The 24,578-nt window shown below is 45.9% G+C and carries 19 protein-coding genes and 1 riboswitch; of the genes, 15 read left to right on the top strand and 4 right to left on the bottom strand.

Features of this window, described 5'->3' with window-relative positions; genetic code table 11:
• The first annotated feature begins 33 nt into the window (after positions 1–33).
• The 12 genes from galE (at position 34) to LC20001_RS12765 (ending at position 15,753) form a co-directional block, all read left to right on the top strand.
• The gene (gene galE, locus LC20001_RS12820; protein WP_010009205.1) at positions 34–1,029 is read left to right on the top strand and encodes a UDP-glucose 4-epimerase GalE; all 996 of its coding nucleotides are present in this window, start codon (positions 34–36) and stop codon (positions 1,027–1,029) included.
• Position 1,030: 1 nt separating this feature from the next.
• Positions 1,031–2,485, top strand: a complete 1,455-nt coding sequence (locus LC20001_RS12815) for a UDP-glucose--hexose-1-phosphate uridylyltransferase (protein WP_010009204.1) — start codon at positions 1,031–1,033, stop codon at positions 2,483–2,485.
• Between the two features lie 60 nt (positions 2,486–2,545).
• On the top strand, positions 2,546–3,553 hold the full coding sequence (locus LC20001_RS12810) for a LacI family DNA-binding transcriptional regulator (protein WP_010009203.1): 1,008 nt from the start codon (positions 2,546–2,548) through the stop codon (positions 3,551–3,553).
• Between the two features lie 85 nt (positions 3,554–3,638).
• The gene (locus LC20001_RS12805) at positions 3,639–4,658 is read left to right on the top strand and encodes an aldose epimerase family protein (RefSeq protein ID WP_010009202.1); all 1,020 of its coding nucleotides are present in this window, start codon (positions 3,639–3,641) and stop codon (positions 4,656–4,658) included.
• Positions 4,659–4,958: 300 nt separating this feature from the next.
• On the top strand, positions 4,959–5,984 hold the full coding sequence (locus tag LC20001_RS12800) for a LacI family DNA-binding transcriptional regulator (RefSeq protein ID WP_010009201.1): 1,026 nt from the start codon (positions 4,959–4,961) through the stop codon (positions 5,982–5,984).
• 250 nt (positions 5,985–6,234) lie between these two features.
• A complete protein-coding gene (locus tag LC20001_RS12795; RefSeq protein WP_010009199.1) occupies positions 6,235–7,527 on the top strand; it encodes an ABC transporter substrate-binding protein in 1,293 nt (430 codons plus the stop codon).
• A gap of 132 nt (positions 7,528–7,659) precedes the next feature.
• Complete coding sequence (locus tag LC20001_RS12790; RefSeq protein ID WP_010009197.1) at positions 7,660–8,520, top strand: carbohydrate ABC transporter permease; 861 nt, start codon at positions 7,660–7,662, stop codon at positions 8,518–8,520.
• Entirely contained in the window at positions 8,520–9,332 is an 813-nt protein-coding gene (locus tag LC20001_RS12785; RefSeq protein ID WP_003678689.1) for a carbohydrate ABC transporter permease, read from the top strand. The genes LC20001_RS12790 and LC20001_RS12785 overlap by 1 nt, the downstream gene beginning before the upstream one ends.
• Before the next feature lie 23 nt (positions 9,333–9,355).
• Positions 9,356–9,985 carry a hypothetical protein gene (locus tag LC20001_RS12780; RefSeq protein ID WP_010009194.1) on the top strand — a complete coding sequence of 210 codons (630 nt, stop codon included), beginning with the start codon at positions 9,356–9,358 and terminating at the stop codon, positions 9,983–9,985.
• 267 nt (positions 9,986–10,252) lie between these two features.
• Positions 10,253–11,356, top strand: a complete 1,104-nt coding sequence (locus LC20001_RS12775) for an ABC transporter ATP-binding protein (RefSeq protein WP_010009192.1) — start codon at positions 10,253–10,255, stop codon at positions 11,354–11,356.
• A gap of 117 nt (positions 11,357–11,473) precedes the next feature.
• Positions 11,474–13,171: a glycoside hydrolase family 13 protein gene (locus LC20001_RS12770; protein ID WP_010009190.1), complete on the top strand. Its 1,698-nt coding sequence runs from the start codon at positions 11,474–11,476 to the stop codon at positions 13,169–13,171.
• A 329-nt stretch (positions 13,172–13,500) separates the two neighbouring features.
• The gene (locus LC20001_RS12765) at positions 13,501–15,753 is read left to right on the top strand and encodes a glycoside hydrolase family 65 protein (protein WP_010009185.1); all 2,253 of its coding nucleotides are present in this window, start codon (positions 13,501–13,503) and stop codon (positions 15,751–15,753) included.
• 37 nt (positions 15,754–15,790) lie between these two features.
• Here the strand turns inward: LC20001_RS12765 and LC20001_RS12760 are convergent, their stop codons facing one another.
• A complete protein-coding gene (locus tag LC20001_RS12760) occupies positions 15,791–16,306 on the bottom strand; it encodes a folate family ECF transporter S component (protein WP_029507703.1) in 516 nt (171 codons plus the stop codon).
• Positions 16,307–16,418: 112 nt separating this feature from the next.
• A riboswitch (THF riboswitch) is annotated at positions 16,419–16,564 on the bottom strand.
• 149 nt (positions 16,565–16,713) lie between these two features.
• On the opposite strand from LC20001_RS12760, the gene LC20001_RS12755 reads away from it, so the two are divergent.
• A complete protein-coding gene (locus LC20001_RS12755; RefSeq protein WP_010009182.1) occupies positions 16,714–17,343 on the top strand; it encodes an NAD(P)-dependent oxidoreductase in 630 nt (209 codons plus the stop codon).
• Between the two features lie 493 nt (positions 17,344–17,836).
• Positions 17,837–19,219: a group II intron reverse transcriptase/maturase gene (gene ltrA, locus LC20001_RS12750; RefSeq protein ID WP_099267138.1), complete on the top strand. Its 1,383-nt coding sequence runs from the start codon at positions 17,837–17,839 to the stop codon at positions 19,217–19,219.
• A gap of 69 nt (positions 19,220–19,288) precedes the next feature.
• Here the strand turns inward: ltrA and LC20001_RS12745 are convergent, their stop codons facing one another.
• The gene (locus LC20001_RS12745) at positions 19,289–19,543 is read right to left on the bottom strand and encodes a hypothetical protein (RefSeq protein ID WP_056943315.1); all 255 of its coding nucleotides are present in this window, start codon (positions 19,541–19,543) and stop codon (positions 19,289–19,291) included.
• Positions 19,544–19,651: 108 nt separating this feature from the next.
• Between LC20001_RS12745 and LC20001_RS12740 the strand changes: the two genes are divergently transcribed.
• Positions 19,652–20,959: a C1 family peptidase gene (locus LC20001_RS12740; protein WP_010009179.1), complete on the top strand. Its 1,308-nt coding sequence runs from the start codon at positions 19,652–19,654 to the stop codon at positions 20,957–20,959.
• A 194-nt stretch (positions 20,960–21,153) separates the two neighbouring features.
• Here LC20001_RS12740 and LC20001_RS12735 read toward each other — a convergent pair whose 3' ends face one another.
• A complete protein-coding gene (locus tag LC20001_RS12735) occupies positions 21,154–23,088 on the bottom strand; it encodes a M13 family metallopeptidase (protein ID WP_010009178.1) in 1,935 nt (644 codons plus the stop codon).
• A gap of 38 nt (positions 23,089–23,126) precedes the next feature.
• On the bottom strand, positions 23,127–24,530 hold the full coding sequence (locus LC20001_RS12730) for an amino acid permease (protein WP_010009176.1): 1,404 nt from the start codon (positions 24,528–24,530) through the stop codon (positions 23,127–23,129).
• Positions 24,531–24,578: the final 48 nt, after the last annotated feature.

Here is a 24,578-nt window from a genome sequence, read left to right as displayed (position 1 = left end):
ACGCTAAATGAAAACTATGGGAGGATTCTTCAAATGACAGTTTTAGTTTTAGGTGGTGCTGGCTATATTGGCTCGCATACAGTTGATCGATTGGTGGAAAAGGGCTTTGATGTGGCGGTTGTAGATAATTTGGTAACCGGCCATCGTGCAGCGGTAAATACACAAGCTCGTTTTTATTATGGTGATGTGCGGGATACGAATTTCTTGGAACAAGTTTTTACCACGGAAAAAATTGATAGCGTGGTTCATTTTGCCGCATTTTCAGTAGTGCCAGAATCGATGCGGGTACCGCTGAAATATTTCGATAATAATACTGCCGGGATGATCAATTTGTTGGAAGTCATGGAACGGCATAACGTCAAGCAAATCGTCTTTTCATCAACAGCCGCAACGTATGGCGAACCAAAACAGATTCCAATTAAAGAGACTGATCCGCAAGTACCAACTAATCCTTATGGTGAAAGTAAATTAGCCATGGAAAAAATCATGCACTGGGCTGATTTAGCTTATGGCATCAAATTTGTGGCCTTGCGCTACTTCAATGTTGCTGGTGCTAAAGCTGATGGAACTATCGGTGAAGATCACCATCCAGAAACACATTTGGTTCCGATTATTTTGCAAGTTGCAGCTGGCGAACGCGACGAATTGAAGATTTTTGGTTCAGATTATCCAACTAAGGATGGCACCAATGTCCGCGATTACGTCCATGTGGTTGATTTAGCGGACGCGCATATTTTAGCGTTAGCGTATTTAGCTAAAGGTGGCGCTAGTGATGCGTTTAATTTGGGCTCAGCTACTGGTTTTTCTAATCAGGAAATCTTGGAAGCTGCCCGTAAAGTGACGGGGCAACCAATTCCAGCAACCGAAGCTCCACGGCGGCCTGGTGATCCCGCAACATTGATTGCAGCTAGCGACAAAGCTCGTGCTACTTTAGGCTGGCAACCACAGTATGACAATATTCAAGAAATTATTCGCACGGCATGGAACTGGAAACAAAGCCATCCGCACGGCTATGGGGAGGCCAAATAGTATGGCAGACTTAGCAGTTCAATTTGTAACGCATATTTTAAAATTAAATCAGGAGTATCAACCGCTAGATCGGCTTTATTTAACTAACCGGGTTTATGCTTTAGTTGGTGAGCAGCTACCAACAGACGACACGCCAGATTTGTTAGACTTAGAGGCTGCGTTACTTGATGCGGCAGTCGCTAATCAGAAAATTGATGATACACCGACAGCTCGAGAAATCTTGGATGCTGAACTAATGGATCTGGTTACACCACGGCCATCAACAGTCAACGGTGCTTTTTGGAATCATTATCAAGTCAGCCCAATGGCAGCAACCGATTACTTCTATCAATTGAGTCAACAAAATGATTACATCAAAACTCGTGCGATTGCCAAAAATGTTGTTTTCCCAGTGACGACAAATTATGGTGACTTAGAGATCACGATCAATTTATCGAAACCGGAAAAGGATCCTAAAGCAATTGCAGCGGCACAACATCAGGCACAAACTGATTATCCCAAATGCCAGTTATGCATGGAAAATGAAGGCTATCTTGGTCGGCTAGGTTACCCAGCGCGCAGTAATCACCGGATCATTCGGTTTACCCTTGGCGGCGAGACTTGGGGTTTTCAATACTCGCCGTACGCTTATTTTAACGAGCACGCTATTTTTCTCAATCAAGAACACCGACCAATGGTGATCAATCAGCACACATTCACTAATTTATTAGAGATCGTGCGGATGTTGCCGCATTACTTTGTCGGTAGCAACGCCGATTTGCCGATCGTTGGTGGCTCAATGTTGACGCATGATCACTATCAAGGGGGTCGCCATGTTTTCCCAATGATGAAAGCACCGATCATTCATGAATTCACTGTGGCTGGCGTACAAGCCGGCATCGTTAAATGGCCGCTAGCAACAATTCGCTTAACCAGTGATACACCGGAAAAATTAGTCAATGCAGCAACAGCGATCCAGCAAACTTGGTGCGACTATTCTGATGAAAGTGTCGATGTTCGTGCTTATACAGGGCAAACACGCCATCACACAATTACGCCGATCGCGTACCGCCACGATCAGCAGTATGTGCTGGACTTAGTATTGCGTGATAATCAAACTTCCACACAATATCCTGATGGCATTTTTCATCCCCATCCTGATGTTCAACACATCAAAAAGGAAAATATTGGTTTGATCGAAGTTATGGGTCGTGCTATTTTACCAGCGCGCTTGAAGACGGAAATGCAGGCAGTCGCTGATTATTTAGTCGGCCAACCGGTTGAAATCGCCGCGTACCACCAGCCGTGGGTCGCTGATTTGCAGCAACGTTACACCTTTACCGCTGAAAATGTACACGAAATCTTGGACCGCGAGCTCGGCTTAGTTTTCGCCCGCGTCTTAGAAGATGCTGGTGTTTTTAAACAAACAACAGCTGGACAAGCTGCATTTAAGCGCTTTGTTGACCAACTAGGCTAATTCGTTTTAGGTGGTATAATAGGACGTAACAAAAACGGTGTACCTTTGGGAGGAATTTTCATGGCAACCACATTGAAAGATATTGCCCACGCGGCTGGCGTCTCGCTGACAACGGTCTCGCGCGTGCTCAATTATGATCAGTCGCTGTCCGTCGGGGCGGCCACCCGTAAGCGAATCTTTGCGGTCGCGGAAGAACTGAATTACACGAAAATACGTCACCCCAAAGCGCCTAGTACAACGAAAATGCGCAAAATCGCGATCGTACAGTGGTACTCGGAAGCGCACGAACAAGACGATCTGTACTACATGGCGATCCGCCTCGGCATCGAACAACGCAGTCAACAGCACCAACTAGCAGTGACGCGTATTTTTCAAAATAATATCGATCAGCTGACCGAAGAGATCGACGGCGTGATCGCCGTGGGTAAATTTAGTGCCGCTCAGGTCAATGAGTTGGCGACTTTGACCGATAATTTAGTCTTTGTTGACGATGACCAATTTGCCGCCGGCTTTGATAGTGTCTTGACCGATTTTGACCAGTCAGTGCGTCAAGTTGTTGATTTTTTTTGGCAACAGTCGCAGTCTGATATCGGTCTGATCTATGGCATCGAGACGACCACCGACGGTCAGCGGAAAATTGCTGATCCACGCTACCAAGCGTTTAGTGCCGCAATGACCGCCCATCACGCTTACCAATCTGAATTGTGCTTTGCCAGTGATTTTACCAACCAAGGCGGTTACCAGACAATGAAACAAGCGATTGCCGACCTAGGGGCGCAATTACCGCATGCGTTTTTCGTGGCCAATGATCCAATGGCGACAGGCGCGTTAAAGGCGTTGCAAGAGGCAAAAATCGCCGTGCCAGCGCGGGTTAGTTTATTTAGCTTCAATGATACTGCGCTGGCTAAATATGTTTACCCCAAATTAAGCTCGGTGCATGTGGCCACCCGCTTAATGGGCACAACTGCAGTCGATCTATTGTTGCAACGCGCGCAACGACCCCGGGTACCACAACGCGTCGAGCTCGGCACTGAACTTGTTTTCCGTGCCAGCACACAAACAGCATAGGATTTTGACGTGTTGTACCAGATCGCTCGGCGCAGCAACTGAGTACTGAGGCAACACGTTTTTTTTAATTTACGGAGGTGTTTTAATGGCAGTTACAGTTGAAGATTTTGGGCAACACGAAGGGAAAACGATCCAGCGCTTTGTTGCCACCAACCAAAATGGGACCCGCTTAGCTGTTTTGAGTTTAGGTGCGACTTGGCAAGAATTTTCTGTGATCGAGGGCGCACAACGGCAACAATTGATTTATCATTACGATAATTTGGCGGCGTACGTCGCCACTGATTCACAATTAGGCAAGGTGATCGGCCGCGTTGCCGGTCGGATCAAGGATGGTCAAGTCGAATTAAATGGCCAATCTTATCAGTTGGAAACCACTGAAAAAGGCAATGCGATCCATGGTGGTACGCATGGATTCAGCACGCTGAATTTTGTGGGGACGTCGTTTGACACTGCCACCAGCAGCGGGGTTATTTTTACTCGGCAGATTTCAAGCGCGCTTGATCAGTATCCAGGCGACTTAACGTTGACGGTTAAATACACCTTAACGGCTGACGATGAAGTGACCATCGAGTTCACCGCACACAGCACGGCAGATACACTGTTTAACCCGACGAACCACGTTTATTGGAACGTAACTGACGGCCAAAAGAGCTCGATCAATCAGCAGTGGCTGCAAATTAACGGTGTCAAGCGCGCTGAACTACGCGCTGATAAGATACCGACTGGGCAATTACTAGATGTTAAAGGTAGCGCCTACGATTTCACGAGTGCGAAACCAATGGGCCAAGCGCTGCAACAACTTGCCCAAGAAAATGGTGGCACCGAGTTTGACGATGCCTATCTAGTCAAGCCTAGCGCCACGACCCCGATCGCACAGGTTGGGGATATTGCCGGTAAGCGCCACGTTGAAATCTTTTCCGAGCGCAACGGTCTAGTCATTTACACCGCTAATTTAGCGGGCAACGGTGGCGCTTATGACGCGCTAGCCACCGAAGCACAGGTACTGCCGGATGCCGTACACCACGCTGCGTTCGGTAGTATTGTGCTACCGGCAGGGGTCACCATGCGTACCGCGATCCGGTACCGGTATGTTGCGGGAAAATAGAGTTGCGATAGTCGCTAATTTTAGCGGCTATTTTTGCCAATTAAATGAGTTTGTGGTAAGCCAACGGTGTAAAAAATGCCATACCAGCGGCTCAGGTGGTGTGGCAAGTTAGCAAGATCAACAGTTGGTTTTTTTGTGCTTGAACCGTTTCCGCTGGTAGGCTAGAGAACGGTTCTTTTTTACGTTGTTTTAAATTTAGTGGTGGTGAGTACCAGGTGCTTCATTTTTTCTAATGCAACACTTTACAAACTACCACGCACTGCCGTAAGATAAAAAGAAAATCAAGTTGGAGGTGAGTGCATGGCAACGATTCGTGATGTGGCCCGTTTGGCTGGGGTGTCACCATCAACGGCATCGCGGGCTTTGCGGGGTAATCCGGTGATCAGTGCCAAGACGCGGCAACGGGTGGAGACGGCGATGCGGCAGTTGAATTATGTACCGAATTTTTCGGCGCAAAATTTAGCCAATAATGAAAATAATACGATTGGTGTTATTTTGCCAGTGGATCACCATGAAATATTTACCAATCCGTTCTTTCTGCAGGCATTGCAGGGTATTAATGCCAAAAGTACAGAGCGCAACTTTATGGTAGCGATTGCAACCGGGATCTCGCAGCAGCAGTTACTGGCCAATGTGGAATTTATGTTGGCGCGGGGGCGGATCAATCGGTTTATTTTGCTATATTCGCAGTTGCATGATCCGGTGGTGACGCTGTTACAACAAAATCAAGTCGGGTACGTGGTCATTGGTAAGCCAACGGCGACCGCTGGACCATTACCACCGTACATTGATACCGATAATTTAGCTGCCGGCCGTGATGCCACGCAATTTTTATTGGCTCATGGACATCGGCAGATCGCATTTTTGTACACTGATTTAACTAAAATTGTGCAACAGGAACGGCTGGCTGGCTTTAAACAGGTGATGGCGCAGCAGCAGTTACCGTCATTAAGTTTGCGTGAGGATTTTATTGATTATACACAAAGTCATCAGCACGTGACCGCCTTTTTACAGCAGCATCCGCAAATAACGGCGTTTGTCACCAGTGATGATCTATTAGGGTTGCGACTACAACAGATCGTGAGTAAAAAAATGTCGATCATTTCGTTTAATAATTCGTTCACGTCGCAGGTGGCCCATCCGTCACTGACTTCGATCGATGTTTTTCCTGTTCAACTAGGTGAAGGGGCTGCTGAACTAGCGCTACAGTTAGATCAACCAACAGCCAAACTGCAGCCGATCATCGTGCCACATCAAATTGTGGTCCGTCATTCGGTCCGTGATTTAACCGCGCAAACAGAAGAAAAAAATAAAAATCAGGAATAATGCTTGATTTTGCAACCGGTTGCATTTATGATTGGGGTATGGAATTATTATTTAATTTCAATTTTATCTAGGTAGTCCAGTTATTATTTATTAGTTATTTGGCTTAGCCACAGTGATTTTATTTGCACGAACCAACTTGTAGGTCAAAGGGGGGATCATGTCGTTTAACGCTTATTTTTTTAAGTTTAACCGCAACCGGTTGCATAGATTTGGGACGCAGCTGGTAATTAATTTTGGGAGGTAATTTCTAATGCACAGTAAACTGTGGAAACGGATCGGAATTGCGACAATGGCAGCAGGTCTAGCGTTAACTCTAGGTGCATGCGGGAATAGTAGTGCGCAAGACAAAAACGTGAAGATCTCAATTTTGCAAGGGAAAGTCGAAGCGAACAAAGAATTTAAGCAAATTGCTAAGCAATACCATAAGACGCATCCGAACGTCACCATTTCAGTGACTTCAATTGGTGGGGGTACGCAATATGATCCTGTTTTGAAGACGCGGATCTCTTCGGGTAACGCGCCAACGATTTTTAGTTTAGCGGGACCAGCGGATGTGGAAATGTTTAAAGCACATGAACTTGACTTATCCGATATGAAAGCTGTTAAAAATGCCTTACCGGGCACGTTAGATACGGTTAAATCTGGCAGTAAAGTCGTGGGCTTACCATTTAACTTGGAAGGTTATGGCTTTGTTTATAACAAGGAAGTCTTCGCTAAAGCTGGTATTGACCCGACAACATTGACCACCTATGACAAGTTGAACGCCGCCGTCGAAAAAATCAATGGTATGAAGGACGAACTTGGTTTGAAGGGTGTTTTTGCCTTGCCAGGCAAGGAAACTTGGACGTTATCTGATCATTTAGCCAACCTTTACTTAGGTCAAGAATACAACTATAGCGCCAAAAAGATGTACAATTCCAAGACGATGAAATTCACCGCCAATCAAGAAATGAAGCAAATGATCGACCTGCAAAAGCAATATTCTGCACAACCTGTTTTGCAAATGGATTACTCAACCCAAGTCAATCAATTATTCTCACAAGGTAAAGTGGCCATGATCCAACAAGGTGACTGGATCGCGCCAACGATCAAACAGATCGATAGTGATTTCTTGAAGAATAATGTTGGCATGTTCCCGATCCCAGTTAAGGGCCAAGAAGGCAAAATGCCAGTTGGGGTACCAAATTATTGGGCGATCAATAGCAAGTCCGATAAAGCAGAACAAAAAGCAGCTAAAGATTTCTTGAACTGGTTATATACGTCTAAAGCCGGTAAAAAAGACGTGGTGAACAAGTTGCAATTTATCCCGGCATATAAAGGTTTTGCCGATGCTAAAATGGCTGATCCGTTGTCACAAGCTGCTTTTGACTACAAGAAAGCCAACAAGACTTTCGGTTGGGCCTTCAACGCTTACACTGGGACGTCATGGGATCCAGATGTCTTCCAACCAAACTTAGCGAAGTACTTATCCGGCAAGCAAAGTTGGGATACAACCGTTAAAAATTCAACAGCTGGCTGGAAGAAACAGCAAGCTGATCAGTAAAGCAATGTGCGTATCTAATTTTTGAAATTATGTATAAGTGTCGGTCAATGGCGAGCACCTCACGTTTGTGTGAGCAGCAAACGGCATTTACCGACACTTTTTATTTCAGCAAGTTAAGGGGGATCGTTAAATATGAAAAATCGCAGTCTCTCATTTTGGCTGTTTCTAACACCAACGTTGGTCGCGCTAAGCTTAGTTGTGATCATTCCGGTGATCATGGGCCTATTTTATTCATTTACGAATTGGGATGGGATCGCGTTTACCGAAATGGTTGGGTTTAAAAACTACCTATCATTGTTTCAAGACCATGATTTTATTAACGCTTTTTGGTTCACGGTCAAATTCGTGATCACTACAGTCATTTTATTAAATGCGATTGGCTTGAGTTTGGCGTTGCTAGTTACCCAAAAACTTAAAACCAGTAATTTTCTACGGACGATCTTCTTTATGCCCAATATGATCGGTGGCTTGATTTTAGGATTTATCTGGCAATTCATTTTCACTCAAGCCTTCACCGCCTTAGGCAACGCGCTCCATTTATCGTGGTTACAAAATTGGTTGACCAACGAGACCACCGGCTTTTGGGGCTTAGTTATCGTCACCGTTTGGCAAATGAGTGGCTACATCATGATCATTTACATCGCTTATTTGCAAAACATTCCACAGGAAGTGATCGAAGCTGCGGAAATGGATGGTGCTTCGGCGTGGCAGCGATTTACCAAGATCACCTTTCCAATGATCGCACCGGCGTTCACCGTCTGTATGTTTTTGACGCTTTCCAATGGCTTTAAAATTTACGATCAAAACTTGTCCTTGACCAATGGTGGCCCGTATAAATCCACGCAAATGTTGGCGCTGGATATTGTTAATACCGCTTATAACGCAGGTAATTTCGCGTTAGCAGAGGCCAAATCGATCATTTTCTTCCTGATCGTCGCGGCGATTTCGTTATTGCAAGTGTATTATAACCGGAAACGCGAGGTGAAACTCTAATGCATAAAACAAGCAAATGGTTGCTCGGGATATTCGGTCTATTGATTGGTTTAATTTGGTTATTCCCCTTCTACCTGATCATTGTTAATTCGTTTAAAACGCCAAAAGGCATCTTCGCATCGGTTTTGAAATTACCGGCGCCGCTGACCACCGCTAATTATGGTGATTCGTTCCGGGCACTTAATTTTCTCGGTTCCTTGACTAATTCGTTCATTATTACCGTCGCGGGCGTTTTGTTGATCATTTTGGCTTCCTCGATGGGGGCTTACGCACTACAACGTAATCACAGCAAGCTAAGCGGCTTTATCCTGATGTTGTTTATTTCAGCAATGCTGATTCCGTTTCAGTCGGTTATGATTCCGTTGACCGCCATGTTTGGTAAAGTACACATGCTTAATATGGTCGGTTTGGTGATCATGTACCTCGGCTTCCAATGCAGCCTGTCGATCTTTCTGTATCAAGGGACGCTAAATTCAATTCCAGTCGCGATGGACGAAGCGGCCGAAATTGAAGGCGCAAGCAAATGGCAGACCTTCTTCAAAGTTATTTTTCCGATGTTGAGTCCGATCACAGTGACCGTCGCCATTTTAAATATTATCGCGATCTGGAACGATTATCTGTTGCCATCACTGGTTTTACCACAAAGCCAGTACACGATCCCGCTACAAATGTTTAATTTCTTTGGTGAATATACCAAGCAGTGGCATTTAGCATTAGCCGGCTTAGCACTGTCGATTTTACCAGTGATCATTTTCTATCTCTTTGCGCAACGTTACATTATCAAAGGGGTGACCGATGGGGCTGTCAAATAGCTAACTGATTGGAGGACAACGCTGTGCTTAATCTACAAACAAAATTCGGGCAAAAAGCAACATTAGTCGGCAATTGGTTGTTGAGTTTGGTCAGTATCAATTTTGTCTGGTTTGTCTTCAGCATGCCGGCCTTATTGATGCTGGTGCTGCTACAGAGTCTGCCGTTAAACGGGGTGTATTTGGCCACTTGGTTATTACTAGTTTTAATGCTAGCCATGCTCGTATTGCCGGCGACTTATGGCGTTTTTCAAGCCGCCGCTCAGTGGGCCCATGATCGGGGCAGTCACTATTGGCGCCAAACGCTCCACGGTTATATTGCCGGCTTGAAACAATGGCGCCAAAATAGCGTTTTTGCCGGTTTGATTGGCTTGTGGCTGATCGCTGAACAAATTGGCGGACGGCAGGTTTTCTGGCAAAGTAGCTTGTTGATATTAGGCGTTGCCTTAATCGCAGCGGTCATTTTAGGCATGCTGCGCGGCCTCGGTTCTCAAGCGGTAGCGCAAGCACTACAACAGCCGCTCAAATTACTAGCCGCAACGCTATTAACGTTAGCTTTACTGCTGGTCAATCTGGCGTTGCCGCTACTATTTTGCATTGTCCTACTGAGCGTAAGTTTAAGTGCGTGGGCAGTGATCAAAATAATGAAATTTTAACGCACGCTGATCAATCTTAATTGTGAAGTAGAACCATGTTTCTTGCGGCACGATTCAAGCCACAAGAATGGTTATCGCCCGTAACATCAAAAAAGTTGGTTAGCGGACTTTGCTAACCAACTTGTCCTTAATTGTGAAGTAGAACCATGTTTCTTGCGGCACGATTCAAGCCACAAGAATGGTTATCGCCCGTAACATCAAAAAAGTTGGTTAGCGGACTTTGCTAACCAACTTGTCCTTAATTGTGAAGTAGAAAGGGTGTTTTTAATGGTCGAAGTTAATCTGGAACACATATATAAAAAATACGCCGGTAACGATAATTACTCGGTCAGTGATTTTAATTTACAAGCTAAAGATGGCGAGTTCATTTTCTTCGTTGGGCCATCAGGCTGTGGCAAATCAACCATTCTACGCATGATCGCGGGTTTGGAAGAGATCACTAAAGGCGACTTCAAAATGAACGATAAAGTCATGAACGACGTGGCACCGAAGGATCGCGATATTGCGATGGTCTTCCAAAACTATGCCTTATATCCGCACATGACGGTGTTCGATAATATGGCGTTTGGCTTGAATATTCGTAAAAATGATAAAGCCGATACCAAACGGCGCGTGGATGAAGCGGCGGCGATTCTTGGCTTATCTGATTTTCTACAACGGAAACCAGCTGCTTTATCTGGTGGCCAGCGGCAGCGAGTCGCGTTAGGGCGGGCGATCGTTCGCGATGCCAATTTGTTCCTCTTGGACGAACCGTTGTCCAATTTAGACGCCAAATTACGGGTCAACATGCGGACCGAGATCGCTAAATTACATCAGCGGTTGGGTACCAACATGATCTATGTGACCCATGATCAGATCGAGGCGATGACCATGGCCGATCGAATCGTGATCATGGACACTGGTAAAGTTCAACAAATCGGGACGCCATTTGAATTGTACAATGAACCCAAAAACAAATTTGTGGCTGGCTTTATCGGCTCACCAGCGATGAACTTTTTTGACGGCAAAATCAGTGGCAATCAATTTGTTAACGATAGTGGCCTGGCTGTTGTCATTCCGGAAGGGCAACTAAAAGTCTTAAACGACAAAGGGTATAACGATAAGGCACTGACACTGGGTATTCGGCCGGAAGACATTCACGCCGAGCAAGTCGCCTTGGACACGTTTCCTGAGGCTGTGATCGATGCTAACGTACAAGTTTCTGAATTACTAGGTGCGGATTCAATGCTGTATTTACGGACTGGCAATATCGATTTTATTGCTCAAGTCGATGCCCGCGATTACCACAAACCTGGTGATGACATTAAGTTAGCCTTTGAAATGAGCAAAGCACACTATTTCGATAACGACACTGACTTAACGATTTTATAAGCGTGTCAAAAAAAGGCGCTCAGATTATGGAAGCGTTGTTACGTGGAATAATCTGCCTTTTTTGCACGTTTAAGCTCGTATTATATTGAAAAACGCTTTTTCAAAGGAGGCAAAATTGTGGCAACCTCAGAATGGTGGCAAAAAGCAGTTATTTATCAAATTTATCCGAAAAGTTTCAATGACAGCAATGGTGATGGTATCGGCGATCTACCGGGCATCACTGCCAAGCTAGATTACCTGAAAGCATTGGGTGTGGATGCGCTGTGGATCTGTCCGATCTATGCTTCACCGCAAGTCGATAGCGGTTATGATATCAGCAATTATCGCGTGATCGATCCGCGGTTTGGCACCAATGAAGACCTCTATCGTTTGATCACCGAAGCCCATACCCGCAACATTAAAGTGATCATGGATTTGGTTGCCAATCACACCTCGGACCAACACGTGTGGTTCCAACAAAGCCGCCAATCACGGAATAATTATTTCAGCGACTTTTATATTTGGCGTGATCCCCGTCCTGACGGCAGTGCACCCAGCAATTGGGGCTCGTATTTTGGTGGTTCAGCTTGGGAATACGAACCAATGCGTAAACAATATTATTTACACTATTTCGCCAAGGAACAACCCGACCTAAACTGGGAAAACCCCTTGGTGCGTGAGGCAGTTTATGACCTAATGCGTTTTTGGAAGGCGCACGGTGTCGACGGTTGGCGAATGGATGTGATTTCGGGAATCTCCAAATTTACTGATTTTCCCGACTACCCGACACCGAATAACGAATCATTCGTAGTTGGCGCATTACACGCGAATGGTCCCCGGCTGCATGAATTTTTGCAAGAAATGAATCAAGAAGTATTGACGCCATTTGCCATGATGAGTGTTGGTGAAGCACCAGGGAGTACGGCACATAACGCGCGTCAATTTGTCGATCACACGCGCCGTGAATTGAACATGGTGTTCACGTTTGACCACATGGACATCGATCATGATCATAACGCACCATTTCCCGAAAAATTCCATCCACTACCTTTTGATTTGGTGAAATTAAAGCACTCGCTTAGTGAGTGGCAAAATATTTTATTTGAGCACGGTTGGAACACGCTTTATTTTGAAAATCACGATCAGCCCCGGGTGATCTCACGTTGGGGTGATGACCAGCAGTACCGCTACCAAAGTGCCACCGCCTTTGCCACCGTGCTGCATGGACTGCAGGGGACACCATACGTTTTTGAAGGTGAAGAGATCGGCATGACCAATGCCTATAATTTTGAATTGGCCGATTACAATGATATCGAAGTCACGAACACTGCCAAAATGCTGGGCACAGCAGTCACCGGCTTGTCCGCCACCGAATTGTTGGCGGCAGCACATAAAATCAGTCGCGATAACGCACGAACGCCAATGCAATGGGATGCAACCGCTAATGCCGGTTTTACCAGTGGCCAACCGTGGCTGAAAATGAACGCTAACTACGCCACAATCAATGTGGCTACAGACCGGCAGCAAACGCAATCAATTTTTGCTTATTATCAGCAACTGATCCAATTACGGCATAACGCTGAATGGGTCACCGCCGGTAAATATCAATTGTTGCTAGCTACGGACCCGCAACTGTTTGCTTACACCCGCACCTATCACGACCATAGCTGGCTGATCGTGGCCAATTTAAGTAGTGCCAACGCAGCCACGACCGCACTGCAACAGGCGTTGGGAAAACAACAATGTGGTCAATTATTGGTGCAAAATTATCCAGCGCGACAGACACTGGCGGCCCCACTACAACCGTATGAAGCATTGATTGCTGAATTAAAATAGGCTGTTGTTATAAGCATGGATGCCTTAATTGTGGCATAGGGCCATGTTGCTTGTGGTGCCCGCAACGGGTTGAGTTGAGGAAACGTAGTTGCGGACTGTGCAACTACGCTCATTAAGATTTGGCCACAAGAATGGTTACTGGCGCTCATTCTTATCAACGCTTTTGGTAAATATTATTTAAGGAACATATTGGCCAAACAGTACGAACCTGCCGATGTCGATTGGACTGAGCCGAAGTCCGGCAAGTCCAAGTCGCACCGTCTGGAACATCAGAGGTTATTAGCGTTTTTGGCTAATAACTTCCTTAAAAGTGGCATAGGAGGTGCAAAATGCAACGTATTTTTGAGATTGATCCGTGGCACCTGATCAGTCATCAGTTAGATGATAAAACTAAATTACTTCAAGAAAGTTTGACCAGTATCGGCAACGGATACATGGGAATGCGTGGGATGTTTGCCGAGGATTATTCTGGTACGACCCACGCTGGTATCTACATCGGCGGCGTGTGGTTTCCCGATCGGACGGTGGTCGGCTGGTGGAAAAATGGTTATCCGGAGTATTTTGGTAAGGTGATCAATGCCGTCAACTTTGCCCAAGTGAATTTTTGGTTGAATGGGGAAAAGGTGGATCTGGCGCAGGATCAAATTAGTGACTTCACGTTAGATTTAGACATGCAGCGTGGTCAGTTAACACGGCAATTTACAGTGACTAAGGGGGAGGCGCAGGTACAAGTTAGTGTGACCCGCTTTGTCAGTATCGCGCAAAAAGAATTATTTGTACTCCGCTATGAGTTTCGTAATCTCGGTACAACTAAGGTCGATCTACAAATTGATTCAGCAATCAATGGTGATGTTTATAATCAAGATGCCAATTACCACGAACAATTCTGGCAGGTCAAAATGCGGCAACAAACCGAAACTACTGGCTTATTAGTCGCCAAAACGAAACCGAATCCCTTTGCAACACCACGCTACACCACCGCCATGCAAATGATGAATCAGACACACCTAACCGCACAGTCAGCTACTGCGGCGGCCAAACAAGTCGTTAATCGGTTTAGTGGTGAATTAGCAACTGGGGCTAGCACTGATTTTGAAAAAAGGGTGATCGTCACGACTTCGCGGGATTACCCAGATCAAGCGGCCGTAGTGACAGCCGCGCAGCAATTAAGCCGAAAAGTAGCCCAATACTCGTACGCTGAATTGGCAGCGGCACAGCAACAAGCTTGGGCAACACGTTGGCAACAGGCGGATGTTAAAATCTCTGGTGATCCTGCCGCGCAACAAGGAATTCGCTTTAATTTGTTTCAGTTGTTTTCAACTTATTATGGCGAAGACAAACGGCTTAACATTGGCCCCAAAGGATTTACCGGTGAAAAATATGGCGGTGCGACCTACTGGGATACCGAGGCGTTTGCCTTACCGCTATATTTGGCGATCACCCCACCACAGGTCAGTACACATTTATTGGAATACCGCTATGATCAGCTACCAGGCGCTGTCCACAACGCCCAAGCTCAAGGACTCAAGGGGGCGCTGTATCCGATGGTGACCTTTAATGGTATTGAAAGCCACAACGAGTGGGAGATCACCTTCGAAGAGATCCACCGCAACGGCACGATTGCCTACGCCATTTATAATTACACCCGCTACACCGGCGATGACACCTACTTACGCGAAAAGGGTATCGATGTCCTTGTTGGTATCGCCCGTTTCTGGGCGGATCGGGTGCATTTTTCCCAACGGCAGCAACAGTATATGATCCATGGCGTTACCGGACCAAATGAATACGAAAATAATGTTAACAACAACTGGTATACGAATTTGCTGGCACGTTGGACCCTACAATATACCTTAGCCAGTTTGTCCAAAATCAGTTCAGCAAAAAACACGACCTTAAAGATAACCACTGCCGAAAAAACGCACTGGCAGGATATTATTGACCGTATGTACTTACCCGAGGATAAAAAGTTAGGTATTTTTGTCCAACAGGATACCTTCTTGGACAAAGATATTCAGCCGGTAACGGCGATTCCAGCGGCGCAACGCCCGATCAATCAGCATTGGTCATGGGATAAAATCTTACGCTCGCCTTACATTAAACAGGCTGACGTTTTACAAGGAATTTGGTATTTTATTGACGATTTTTCGCCAGCAGTAAAGAAGCGTAATTTTGATTTTTACGAGCCGCTCACGGTTCATGAATCCAGCTTGTCGCCGTCGGTTCATGCAATTTTAGCTGCCGACCTCCATTATGAAGCGAAAGCGGTGGAGATGTACGCCCGCACCGCGCGGCTTGACTTAGACAATTATAATAACGACACCGCTGACGGCCTGCATATTACCTCAATGACCGGCAGTTGGCTGGCGATTGTCCAAGGTTTTGCCGGAATGCGGGTCCGTAATGGTCAACTCCATTTTGCGCCGTTTGTGCCGCAACAATGGCAAGGCTACGAATTTCAGATCAATTTCCGTGGCCGCTTGCTGCATATCGAAGTCACAAAAGCGGGGACGACGATCACACTGCAGACTGGTGCACCACTGACGATCGATCTTGCTGGCCAGCAACTGAAACTGGAATAATAAAATGGCGCCACGGACAATCTCCGGGCGCCATTTTTTAAGCGTATTTCTGCAGTGTTGTACGGACGATACTGACTTTAAACAATAATACCACTAGCACGCTGTACACTGGAAAGGTGATCAATTCTTGAACCAAGCGTCCAGTTAACAATGGCAGCCACGGTATTTGGTACATTAAATGTAACCATAAACTGTTCAAACCTAGATAAAGGCCCATCGTCACGATCAAGTTGGCAATTAGAATATTGCGCCAGCCTAATTTTTGCTTATGAAAAGCTAGGCCAAATACTAAGCCCACTAAGAAGGCGGTCAGCACAAAACCAGGGAAGAAAGTAAATCTAGGGAAAAGTAGCATCCCTAATATATTAGCTAAAGCACTACTACTAGCAGTGACCCACGGTGAGAATAAGCTAGCCATGATCGCGGTAATGATAAAGCTAAACGAGATCTTAGTCAGTAAAAATTGTAGCGAAAACATACTGCCCAGAATTGTTTGTAAGGCGATCAAAACACCTAATAACGTGATCTGGCGTGCTTTTGACTGTTGTTGCATGACAATTACCCCCAATAAAATAATAGTCATTGCAACCAAGCCTGTCGCCAACGCAAAAAAAGCCGCACGACCACTGGCTGCAACTGATTGTCGGACAAAAGCCACGCGGACATGCGGCGAATGCAGACCCAAAACCGCAAGTTGATCAGTGTTTCGACAAATAAGGCAACTGAGTACCTTGTCAGCCACACGACAACTTTTCGTCCATCGTTCACATTCCGTTCCGGCGGCACTTAACGCTTTGGGTCCTACTCCGATAATTTGGTTATATTATAGGCTAATTATGCTGAAAATACTAGTCAATAAGTTGCGCTAGTAAATTAAAAGCAAGTCACAGGTGATTTTGCGGATTACATGGTACATTAGAGGTGGTGAAAAATTAAAATAAGCTTATGGGAGGTTTTTCTATGAAAATTGGTATTATTGGTGCCACTGGCCAAGCAGGTTCATTGATCGCTGAAGAAGCAGTGCAACGCGGACATCAAGTCACAGCAATCGTCCGTCATCCAGAGAAGCTGCGCCTTAAGTTACCGGTACTGGCAAAGGATCTATTTGCGTTAACGACGGCTGATCTAACTGATTTTGATGTGATAGTCGATGCTTTTCGGCCAGCCAATGCGCACGAAGACCAACATCAAACCTCACTGCAGCATTTAGTTGATATTTTGCACAGTACCGCTGTACGTTTATTGGTGGTGGGCGGCGCTGGTTCGCTATTCGTCGATGACGCACAGACCATGCGTTTATACGAAACCCCTAATTTCAAAGACGAATGGAAACCCACTTCAGTCAACATGGGCAAGGCACTGATCAATTTACAAAAGGTGACCGATGTGCAGTGGACTTACCTTAGTCCGTCAGCGGCCTTTTTAGCGGACGCACCGCGCACCGGCAGTTACGACATTGGTCAAGACCGGCTACTGACGAATTTGGCTGGTAAAAGTGAGATCAGTTACGCGGATTTTGCCATTGCGCTGGTTGACGAAATCGAAAAGCCGCAACATAAGCAACAACGTTTCACGGTTGTCAGTCGCTAAAATAGGACGTCAAAAAGTCGTACCTATTTGGGTTACGACTTTTTTTGGTGCGCCCGGCATGGGCGTCAACTAGGTGGTGAAAGTCCACTGCGGGCCGTAGTAGTCGGAACCGCTAGCCAAAGGCAAGGCCTTTATCGTGAGGTGAAGACTGAAGGCAGCCTGATGAGCAAAGTACTGCACCGATGAACAAGAAGCAGCTATAAGGCCGGAAGTAACTGGATAAGGTGGCCAAACACACTGAAGTCCGATACTACCCGAAGTTACGACAGTAAAGCTGACGGTGACATGGTACGAAAGTTGACGTTCTTACCCGGGGAGACCTGTACACACAATCCTGATTTTCTTAGGGAATACCCAAATGACAAGGAAATATGAGTTCAAAGCAAGTCAGAAATGGCTGGTTAAGTGTACAGGAGTCAGCCGAGGTCATAGTAGTGGGTAACCATGAAGGACCAAACAATAATAACTCATATTGCGACTGGAAGTGAAGACGATGCGAAAATCGCAGAAAACAGAACAAGCTGACCGCCAGCGGATGATAGGTCTGGAAGACCAAAGACAAACTGGGGCGCGTAGTATCGCCTCCGGTGAAGGAGAAAAGATGAGTGGCACTCAGTTTCAAGCATTAGTTTTGGCCCGCAACAACCTGAATTTGGCTTATCAACGTGTGGTCAGGAACAAAGGGGCGGCCGGAGTTGACGGTATGACCGTTGATGAATTGAAACCGTACCTGAAAGTACATCGCGAAGAATTACTCGCAGAATTGGCCAATGGGACTTATAAACCGGCACCAGTCAAGCAAGTCTCAATTCCAAAGCCCAACGGTGGAACGCGTAAGCTTGGCATTCCGACCGTGATCGACCGGCTAGTCCAGCAGGCCGTGGCCCAGGTCCTTTCGCCGATATATGAACAGATCTTCGCCAATAATAGTTTTGGTTTTCGACCCCAACGCAGTGCACATGACGCAGTTCAACAGGTCGTTCAGCTAGATAATGCGGGTTATCACTATGTGGTTGATCTGGATTTGAAGGCCTACTTCGATACGGTTAATCATGACATGCTTATGAAGTTTCTCAAGCAGCGAATTAGTGACCGCTGGATACTACGGCTCATTCGCCGTTTTCTGACTAGTGGCACCATGAATGGGCAATTGTTTGAACGCAGTGAGAAAGGCACACCGCAAGGCGGGCCGATCTCGCCACTGTTAGCGAATATTTATCTCAACGAATTCGACCAAGAACTAGCTAGGCGCGGTCATGAATTTGACCGTTACGCCGATGACTGCAATATCTTTGTTAAAAGTCCACGCGCGGGCCAACGAGTCCTCGCTAGTGTGACTCGTTTTCTCGAGCATGAGTTAAAACTCACGCTCAATCAGGAAAAAACACAAGTGGTCGCCACCAACAGAATGAAGTTCTTAGGGTTTACGTTGGGCCACACTAAAGGCAGGGCTTTTCCCTATCCGGTGTGGTCAGCGAAGCAGCGAGTTAAACAAGCATTGAGGCGGCTGACTAAGCGTAATCGTGGTGTATCCGAAGACCAAATAATGGCAGAGATTCGTCAAAAGATGCGCGGTTGGTTGCAGTATTACAGCTTGGGTAGAATGAAGCGGTTCATCACGGAATTAGATGCGTGGCTGCGGTCACGTATTCGCCAGTACATTTGGAAACAATGGAAGAAAGCCAAAACTAGAGAGAACAACTTGAGCGGATTAGGATTTACGAAAGATGAAGCTAAGCTATCCGCTAACACGCGTAAAGGGTACTGGCGGACAGCGCATAGTAAAACGCTGTGCCGTACCCTAACTAACAAAGAGCTGGAACGTCGTGGACTCATTAACTTGAGTCAGACGCTCCAGCAAATTCAGAGTGCTTAAATTATTGAACCGCCGTATACGGAACCGTACGTACGGTGGTGTGAGAGGACGGTAACTTACAATTACCTCCTACTCGATTGTTGCTTGTAACGCTTCGGCCACAAAGAGTTCACCGGTCCGCCGCCGCGGTACAAAAAAACCAGCCGCGGCATTTAAATTGTAAACCATGGCGCCGTTGGGAAAAATACCGCGGATCTCAATACGATCACCCTGACGCGCACTATATTGGTCGGTGTCGAATTGCGGTTCGATTTGAAAATCAACGATGGCGACGTAGATTTGTCCAGAGACTAATTCAGCTAATGTTTGTTGATGTGTCGGCATAAAAATTCCCCCAGTTTTTTAACTAAATCGTATCAGGTTACGGCAAAAATGCAATGCTTTTTGCTTGGATCTGGACTAAAATGGAAACTAATCTAAGGAGTTGGTCAAATGAGTCAAGCAATTACCCCAGCCGCACAGGCTAAGTTTAAAAAAACATTAGCGGCCCAGCCACAAGCAAAAGTGGTGCAGCGTGCAGTTATGAATACTGGTATCAACGCTGCTAGTGAAGATATTACGGTGCAAACGCAATTAGATCGTACTTTCTCATTGGAATTACCAACAGGAAAAGTGTCTAATCAGAAACATAGTGGCCGCTGTTGGCTATTTTCAACATTGAATACATTGCGTCACGAAGTCGCAGTGAAGTATAACTTGAAGGATTTCGAATTTTCGCAGAATTATTTATCTTTCTGGGATCGGTTTGAGAAAGCCAACGCCTTTTATGAAAATATTATCGCCACCGCTGATCAAGCGGCTGATAGTCGAATCGTAACTTGGTTGCTAGATTCGCCCAATGGTGATGGTGGCCAGTGGGATAACGCCGCAGCCCTGATCAAAAAGTACGGCGTCGTGCCTAAATCGGTTATGCCCGAAACCCAGGCCAGCGAAAATACGACTGAATTCAACCAAGTACTCAATTTACGGTTACGCAAGGACGCGGTTAAATTACGCCAATTAGTGGCTGCTGGGGCCGATGTTGCGGCCGCGAAAACCGAAATGTTGACCGTGATCTATCGGATGTGCGCCTATGCCTTCGGTACGCCAGTAGAACACTTTGATTTCAGCTACCGCGATGACGCTAACAAGTATCACCGCGATACTGACTTGACGCCGCAAAGTTTTGCAGCTAAATATTTAAGCCGTGATCTAGACGACTATGTGACCGTGATCAATTCACCAGACAAGCCTTTCAATCAGCTTTATACCTTGCCGATTGAAGATAATGTGGTCGGCGGACAACACGTGACGTTTTTGAACGTTGATCTAGCAACTTTTAAAGCATTAACGATTGCGCAACTGCAGGCAGGGGAAACGATTTGGTTCGGGAATGATGTTTTGCAACAAATGAGCCGGCCCGATGGCTTGCTGGATAGTCGGCTATTTAATTATGACGCCCTTTTTGCAACTGATTTGCAACTAAGTAAAAAAGAACGGCTGCAATATCGGGATGCGGTTGTTTCGCATGCAATGACGCTGACCGGCGTCGATTTAGTAGACGGCGAACCAACAAAATGGAAAGTCGAAAATAGTTGGGGCGAAAAAGTTGGGGCAGATGGTTACTTCGTGATGAGCGATCAATGGTTTGACGATTACGTTTACCATGTGGTGATCAAGCGCGATTTGCTCAGCCCAGAATTACAACAAGTGTTACAAAATAAACCAACTGAATTAGCGCCATGGGATTCGATGGCGTAAGCAAATAGCGTGTGCGGTTAGGTCGCTTACTGGACCTGAGCGCACACGCTATTTTTGAGCAACAAAAAAGCAGCCACCAATGTAGTTGGTAGTGGCTGCTGGGCGTTCAATAAAGAACGCGGCGCGACTTATAAATGCGCGCACAGACTCGAGGGTCTGTAAGGTCTGGCACCTTATCTGCGATTATAACATACTTACCAGATACTGACACGTTTTTCTGGTGCCAAATACATACCATCGCCTGGCTGTACATTAAATGTACGGTAAAAATCAGCGAAGTTTTGCACCTGAACATTGGCGCGTAATTTAGCAGGGGCGTGAACATCGATCGATAACAGTAATTGTTGATATTCTGGCTGGGCTTTGGTCCGCCAAATCGTCGCCCAATTGGTGAAGAAGGTCGTTAAATTAACATCGGTTTCACCTTTGGCGGCTTCTAAGGCACAACTCAAGCCACCAGCATCGGCAATGTTTTCTGACACTGTCAGTTTGCCGTTGACTTGGCTGCCGGCAAATGGAATACCGTTGAATTCGCCGATCATTGCTTGGGCTAATTCCTTAAAGTGCGCGGAGTCAGCGTCAGTCCACCAATTGTGTAAATTACCAAATTCATCAAAAAGCGCACCGTTATTATCGAAGGCATGGGAAATTTCATGGGCGATCACCGCACCGATCCCACCATAATTAGCACTTGATGGTTGCGTTAAACTATAAAATGGCGCCTGCAAAATTGCTGCTGGAAAAACGATAATATTGCGGAAAGGATGGTAATAAGCGTTAACCGTATTAGCGCTCATTTCCCATTCAGTTCGTTCGACTGGCTGATTCCATTTACTGAAACGATCCGCAATGGTGATATGAGCAAAACGCATGGCGTTGCTTAATAAGCTAGCCCCAGTATTGACGGTGAATTGTTTGAATAACGGCTTGATCGTATCGGGATAACCGACTTGAATGCCTAAATTATCCAGCTTAACGATCGCTTTTTGCCGCGTGCTGGCGGATAACCAATCATTATTTTCCAGCCGTTTTTTATAAACGCCGATCATTTTAACGACCATTTTATGAACGTCGGCCTTGGCGGCTTCACCGAAGTACTTGCGACCATAGTAATCACCAACGACTTGGTCAAATTGTCCGGCGGCCAAATAATAGGCACTCTTTTGCGGTTTCATCGCTTCTTTACTACCGGAAAGTGCCCGCCCGTAAATACCGCCGATTTCACGGAAATCATTACTTAAATAGCCACTCATACTGCGTACTGTGTTGACGATCAACCAGCTTTTCAGTAGGCTAAAGTTCTCTGTTGTGACGATCTCGTCAAAGGCCGTAAAAAATTTAGGTTGAGTGACGATGATTTTTTCCGGTTGCGCACCAATTAATTCTGGAATTAGACGGCTAAAGTCGATATTGCTGCTGTGGGCTGTGAATTCAGTGAAAGTCTGCGGGTTATACATTTTACTGTAGTCGGCTGACTCTTCAGCGCTTTTCACATGTGGGGCTAAGCTTTTATCGAACGCGATGGCTTGTTCTAAGATCAATTGCGTATCGGCGGTGCTGTAGCCAGCCATTTCCAGCAATTGTTGCATCATTTGTTGAAAAACTTGTAATAATTGTGGGCCACTAGGATTATCAGCTGCGTAGTAAGTTTTATCGGGTAAAAATAGGCTCGGTGCACTGGCAAATAAGGCGTTGATTTTGGTGTTCTTCATGTCAGCGTCCACGTCTAAATCAAATGGAACTGGTAAACCGTCTAAAAGCCAATCTTTGAGATCAGCTTGCCAGTCGGCTAGATTATCATATTTAGCGATCCGCCGTAAATAAGGTTGTAATGGTGCAGCGGCTTGGGCATCACGCTGTTCAAAATCAGCGGCTAACGCATAATACTTTAGAAATTCACCGATCAGTGGGCTGCTAGGCGATTGCTTTTGCATTGCTGCAAAGTCTGCCATTAAGGTTTTTTCAATATTTTCAACTAGATCTTGAAAGCCACCAGTAGCGGGACGGTCGGCTGGAATCTTGGCCGTTTTCAACCAATCCGCGTTGATCGCGTTATAAAAATCATCTTGTAAGCGTGAATGGTCACTTGATTCGCTGGTTGTACCAGCGGCAAATTGTAATTGTTGCATATACCGCACCTCCATGTTCTTAATACTGTTATCATACACTAACTTTTCTGCGTTGGCGCAGGATTAGTTTGGGTGCGCCGCTTTTTGATTGCTTCTTTGACGTAATATATCACGTAGCAGGCGATGATAAAGGGTACCATATAAAATAATGCTGGCCGTTGGGTCGGGTCAAAAATGATCAGTACACACGACAAAAAGCTTAGAATAAAAGCGGCTAGCGGTATCCAAGGATAGCCTGGAGTACGGAAGGTCAATTCACTAAGTTGGTGGCCTTCCGCCAGAAATTGTTTGCGGAAATTTAATTGGGATAGTGCAATCGCCATCCAGACAATTACTACAGCCAAGCCGGAGATTGAAACCAACACTAAGTAGACCGTTTCAGCGGCGACAACACTAGATAGTAACGCCAAAATACCGCCGAGCATACTTAAGCTTAAAGCCAGCAGCGGGATACCACTTTTAGTTGTTTTGGCGACACGAGCGGGAATCATTTTTTCATTAGCCAGCGACCACAGCATCCGCGTCGAAGCATATAGGCCGGAATTGGCGGCGGACAAGATTGCCGTCAGCACAACAAAATTCATTAAGTCACCTGCAAAAGGTAAACCGATTTGACGGAAAACCAGGACAAACGGGCTTTGGCTGACGCCAGCTTTTTGGTAAGGAATCAACGCGGCCATCACGACGATACTACCAATGAAAAATAAACACAAACGCAATAAGGTGGTGTGGATCGCCTTAGGAATATTTTTGCCGGGATCTTTAGTTTCGCCCGCGGTCACGCCAATCAATTCGGTGCCAGAAAAAGCAAAATTAACCGTCAGCATTGTGGTGAACACAGCCTTGATCCCGTTAGGAAAAATACCGCCAGCAACTAAATTATGTAGACCGGGTGCATGGTGATAACCGGAAATAGGGAGTAGACCAATGATTGCTGCGCCGCCGAGAACAATAAAAGCAATGATGGCGATCACTTTAATGCTAGAAAACCAAAACTCGGTTTCAGCAAAGAAACGGACTGATAATGCGTTGGCAATAAAAATAGCGATCATAAATAAGGCGCTCCACAACCAAGTTGGCGTGTGCGGGAACCATTTTTGCATGATCAAGCCAGCGGCGGTGAATTCCGAGCCTAGGGCAACGGTCCAGGTCAACCAATAAAGTAGGGCAACGGTAAAGCCAGTTCCGGGACCGATATATTTAGTCGCGTAAACATGAAATGAGCCGGTAAATGGCATGGCGACGGCTAATTCACCTAAACATAACATGACGAGATAAACTAAAACGGCGCCTAATGCATAGGCGAGAATCGTCCCGATTGGACCTGCTTGATGAATCGTGTAGCCAGAGCTAAGAAATAAGCCAGTGCCAATAACACCGCCTAGTGAAATCATTAGTAAATGGCGCGCTTCCATTTTACGTTTCAGCGTTGCGTTTGCCATAAAAAAAGCCTCCAAGGATTGATATTTAAATGCAATTAGAATATGATG

The sequence above is a fragment of the Loigolactobacillus coryniformis subsp. coryniformis KCTC 3167 = DSM 20001 genome (assembly GCF_002706425.1).
In the GTDB taxonomy this organism is placed as follows: Bacteria; Bacillota; Bacilli; order Lactobacillales; family Lactobacillaceae; genus Loigolactobacillus; species Loigolactobacillus coryniformis.
The sequence above is the reverse complement of the archived record's forward strand: the minus strand, read 5'-3'. Positions and strand labels throughout refer to the sequence as shown.

What these genes read in the sequence shown, in the direction of transcription:
- galE (WP_010009205.1), top strand. Translation starts at nt 34, where the DNA reads ATGACAGTTTTAGTTTTAGGTGGTGCTGGCTATATTGGCTCGCATACA.
- LC20001_RS12815 (WP_010009204.1), top strand. Translation starts at nt 1,031, where the DNA reads ATGGCAGACTTAGCAGTTCAATTTGTAACGCATATTTTAAAATTAAAT.
- LC20001_RS12810 (WP_010009203.1), top strand. Translation starts at nt 2,546, where the DNA reads ATGGCAACCACATTGAAAGATATTGCCCACGCGGCTGGCGTCTCGCTG.
- LC20001_RS12805 (WP_010009202.1), top strand. Translation starts at nt 3,639, where the DNA reads ATGGCAGTTACAGTTGAAGATTTTGGGCAACACGAAGGGAAAACGATC.
- LC20001_RS12800 (WP_010009201.1), top strand. Translation starts at nt 4,959, where the DNA reads ATGGCAACGATTCGTGATGTGGCCCGTTTGGCTGGGGTGTCACCATCA.
- LC20001_RS12795 (WP_010009199.1), top strand. Translation starts at nt 6,235, where the DNA reads ATGCACAGTAAACTGTGGAAACGGATCGGAATTGCGACAATGGCAGCA.
- LC20001_RS12790 (WP_010009197.1), top strand. Translation starts at nt 7,660, where the DNA reads ATGAAAAATCGCAGTCTCTCATTTTGGCTGTTTCTAACACCAACGTTG.
- LC20001_RS12785 (WP_003678689.1), top strand. Translation starts at nt 8,520, where the DNA reads ATGCATAAAACAAGCAAATGGTTGCTCGGGATATTCGGTCTATTGATT.
- LC20001_RS12775 (WP_010009192.1), top strand. Translation starts at nt 10,253, where the DNA reads ATGGTCGAAGTTAATCTGGAACACATATATAAAAAATACGCCGGTAAC.
- LC20001_RS12765 (WP_010009185.1), top strand. Translation starts at nt 13,501, where the DNA reads ATGCAACGTATTTTTGAGATTGATCCGTGGCACCTGATCAGTCATCAG.
- LC20001_RS12760 (WP_029507703.1), bottom strand. Translation starts at nt 16,306, where the DNA reads ATGCAACAACAGTCAAAAGCACGCCAGATCACGTTATTAGGTGTTTTG.
- LC20001_RS12755 (WP_010009182.1), top strand. Translation starts at nt 16,714, where the DNA reads ATGAAAATTGGTATTATTGGTGCCACTGGCCAAGCAGGTTCATTGATC.
- ltrA (WP_099267138.1), top strand. Translation starts at nt 17,837, where the DNA reads ATGCGAAAATCGCAGAAAACAGAACAAGCTGACCGCCAGCGGATGATA.
- LC20001_RS12745 (WP_056943315.1), bottom strand. Translation starts at nt 19,543, where the DNA reads ATGCCGACACATCAACAAACATTAGCTGAATTAGTCTCTGGACAAATC.
- LC20001_RS12740 (WP_010009179.1), top strand. Translation starts at nt 19,652, where the DNA reads ATGAGTCAAGCAATTACCCCAGCCGCACAGGCTAAGTTTAAAAAAACA.
- LC20001_RS12735 (WP_010009178.1), bottom strand. Translation starts at nt 23,088, where the DNA reads ATGCAACAATTACAATTTGCCGCTGGTACAACCAGCGAATCAAGTGAC.
- LC20001_RS12730 (WP_010009176.1), bottom strand. Translation starts at nt 24,530, where the DNA reads ATGGCAAACGCAACGCTGAAACGTAAAATGGAAGCGCGCCATTTACTA.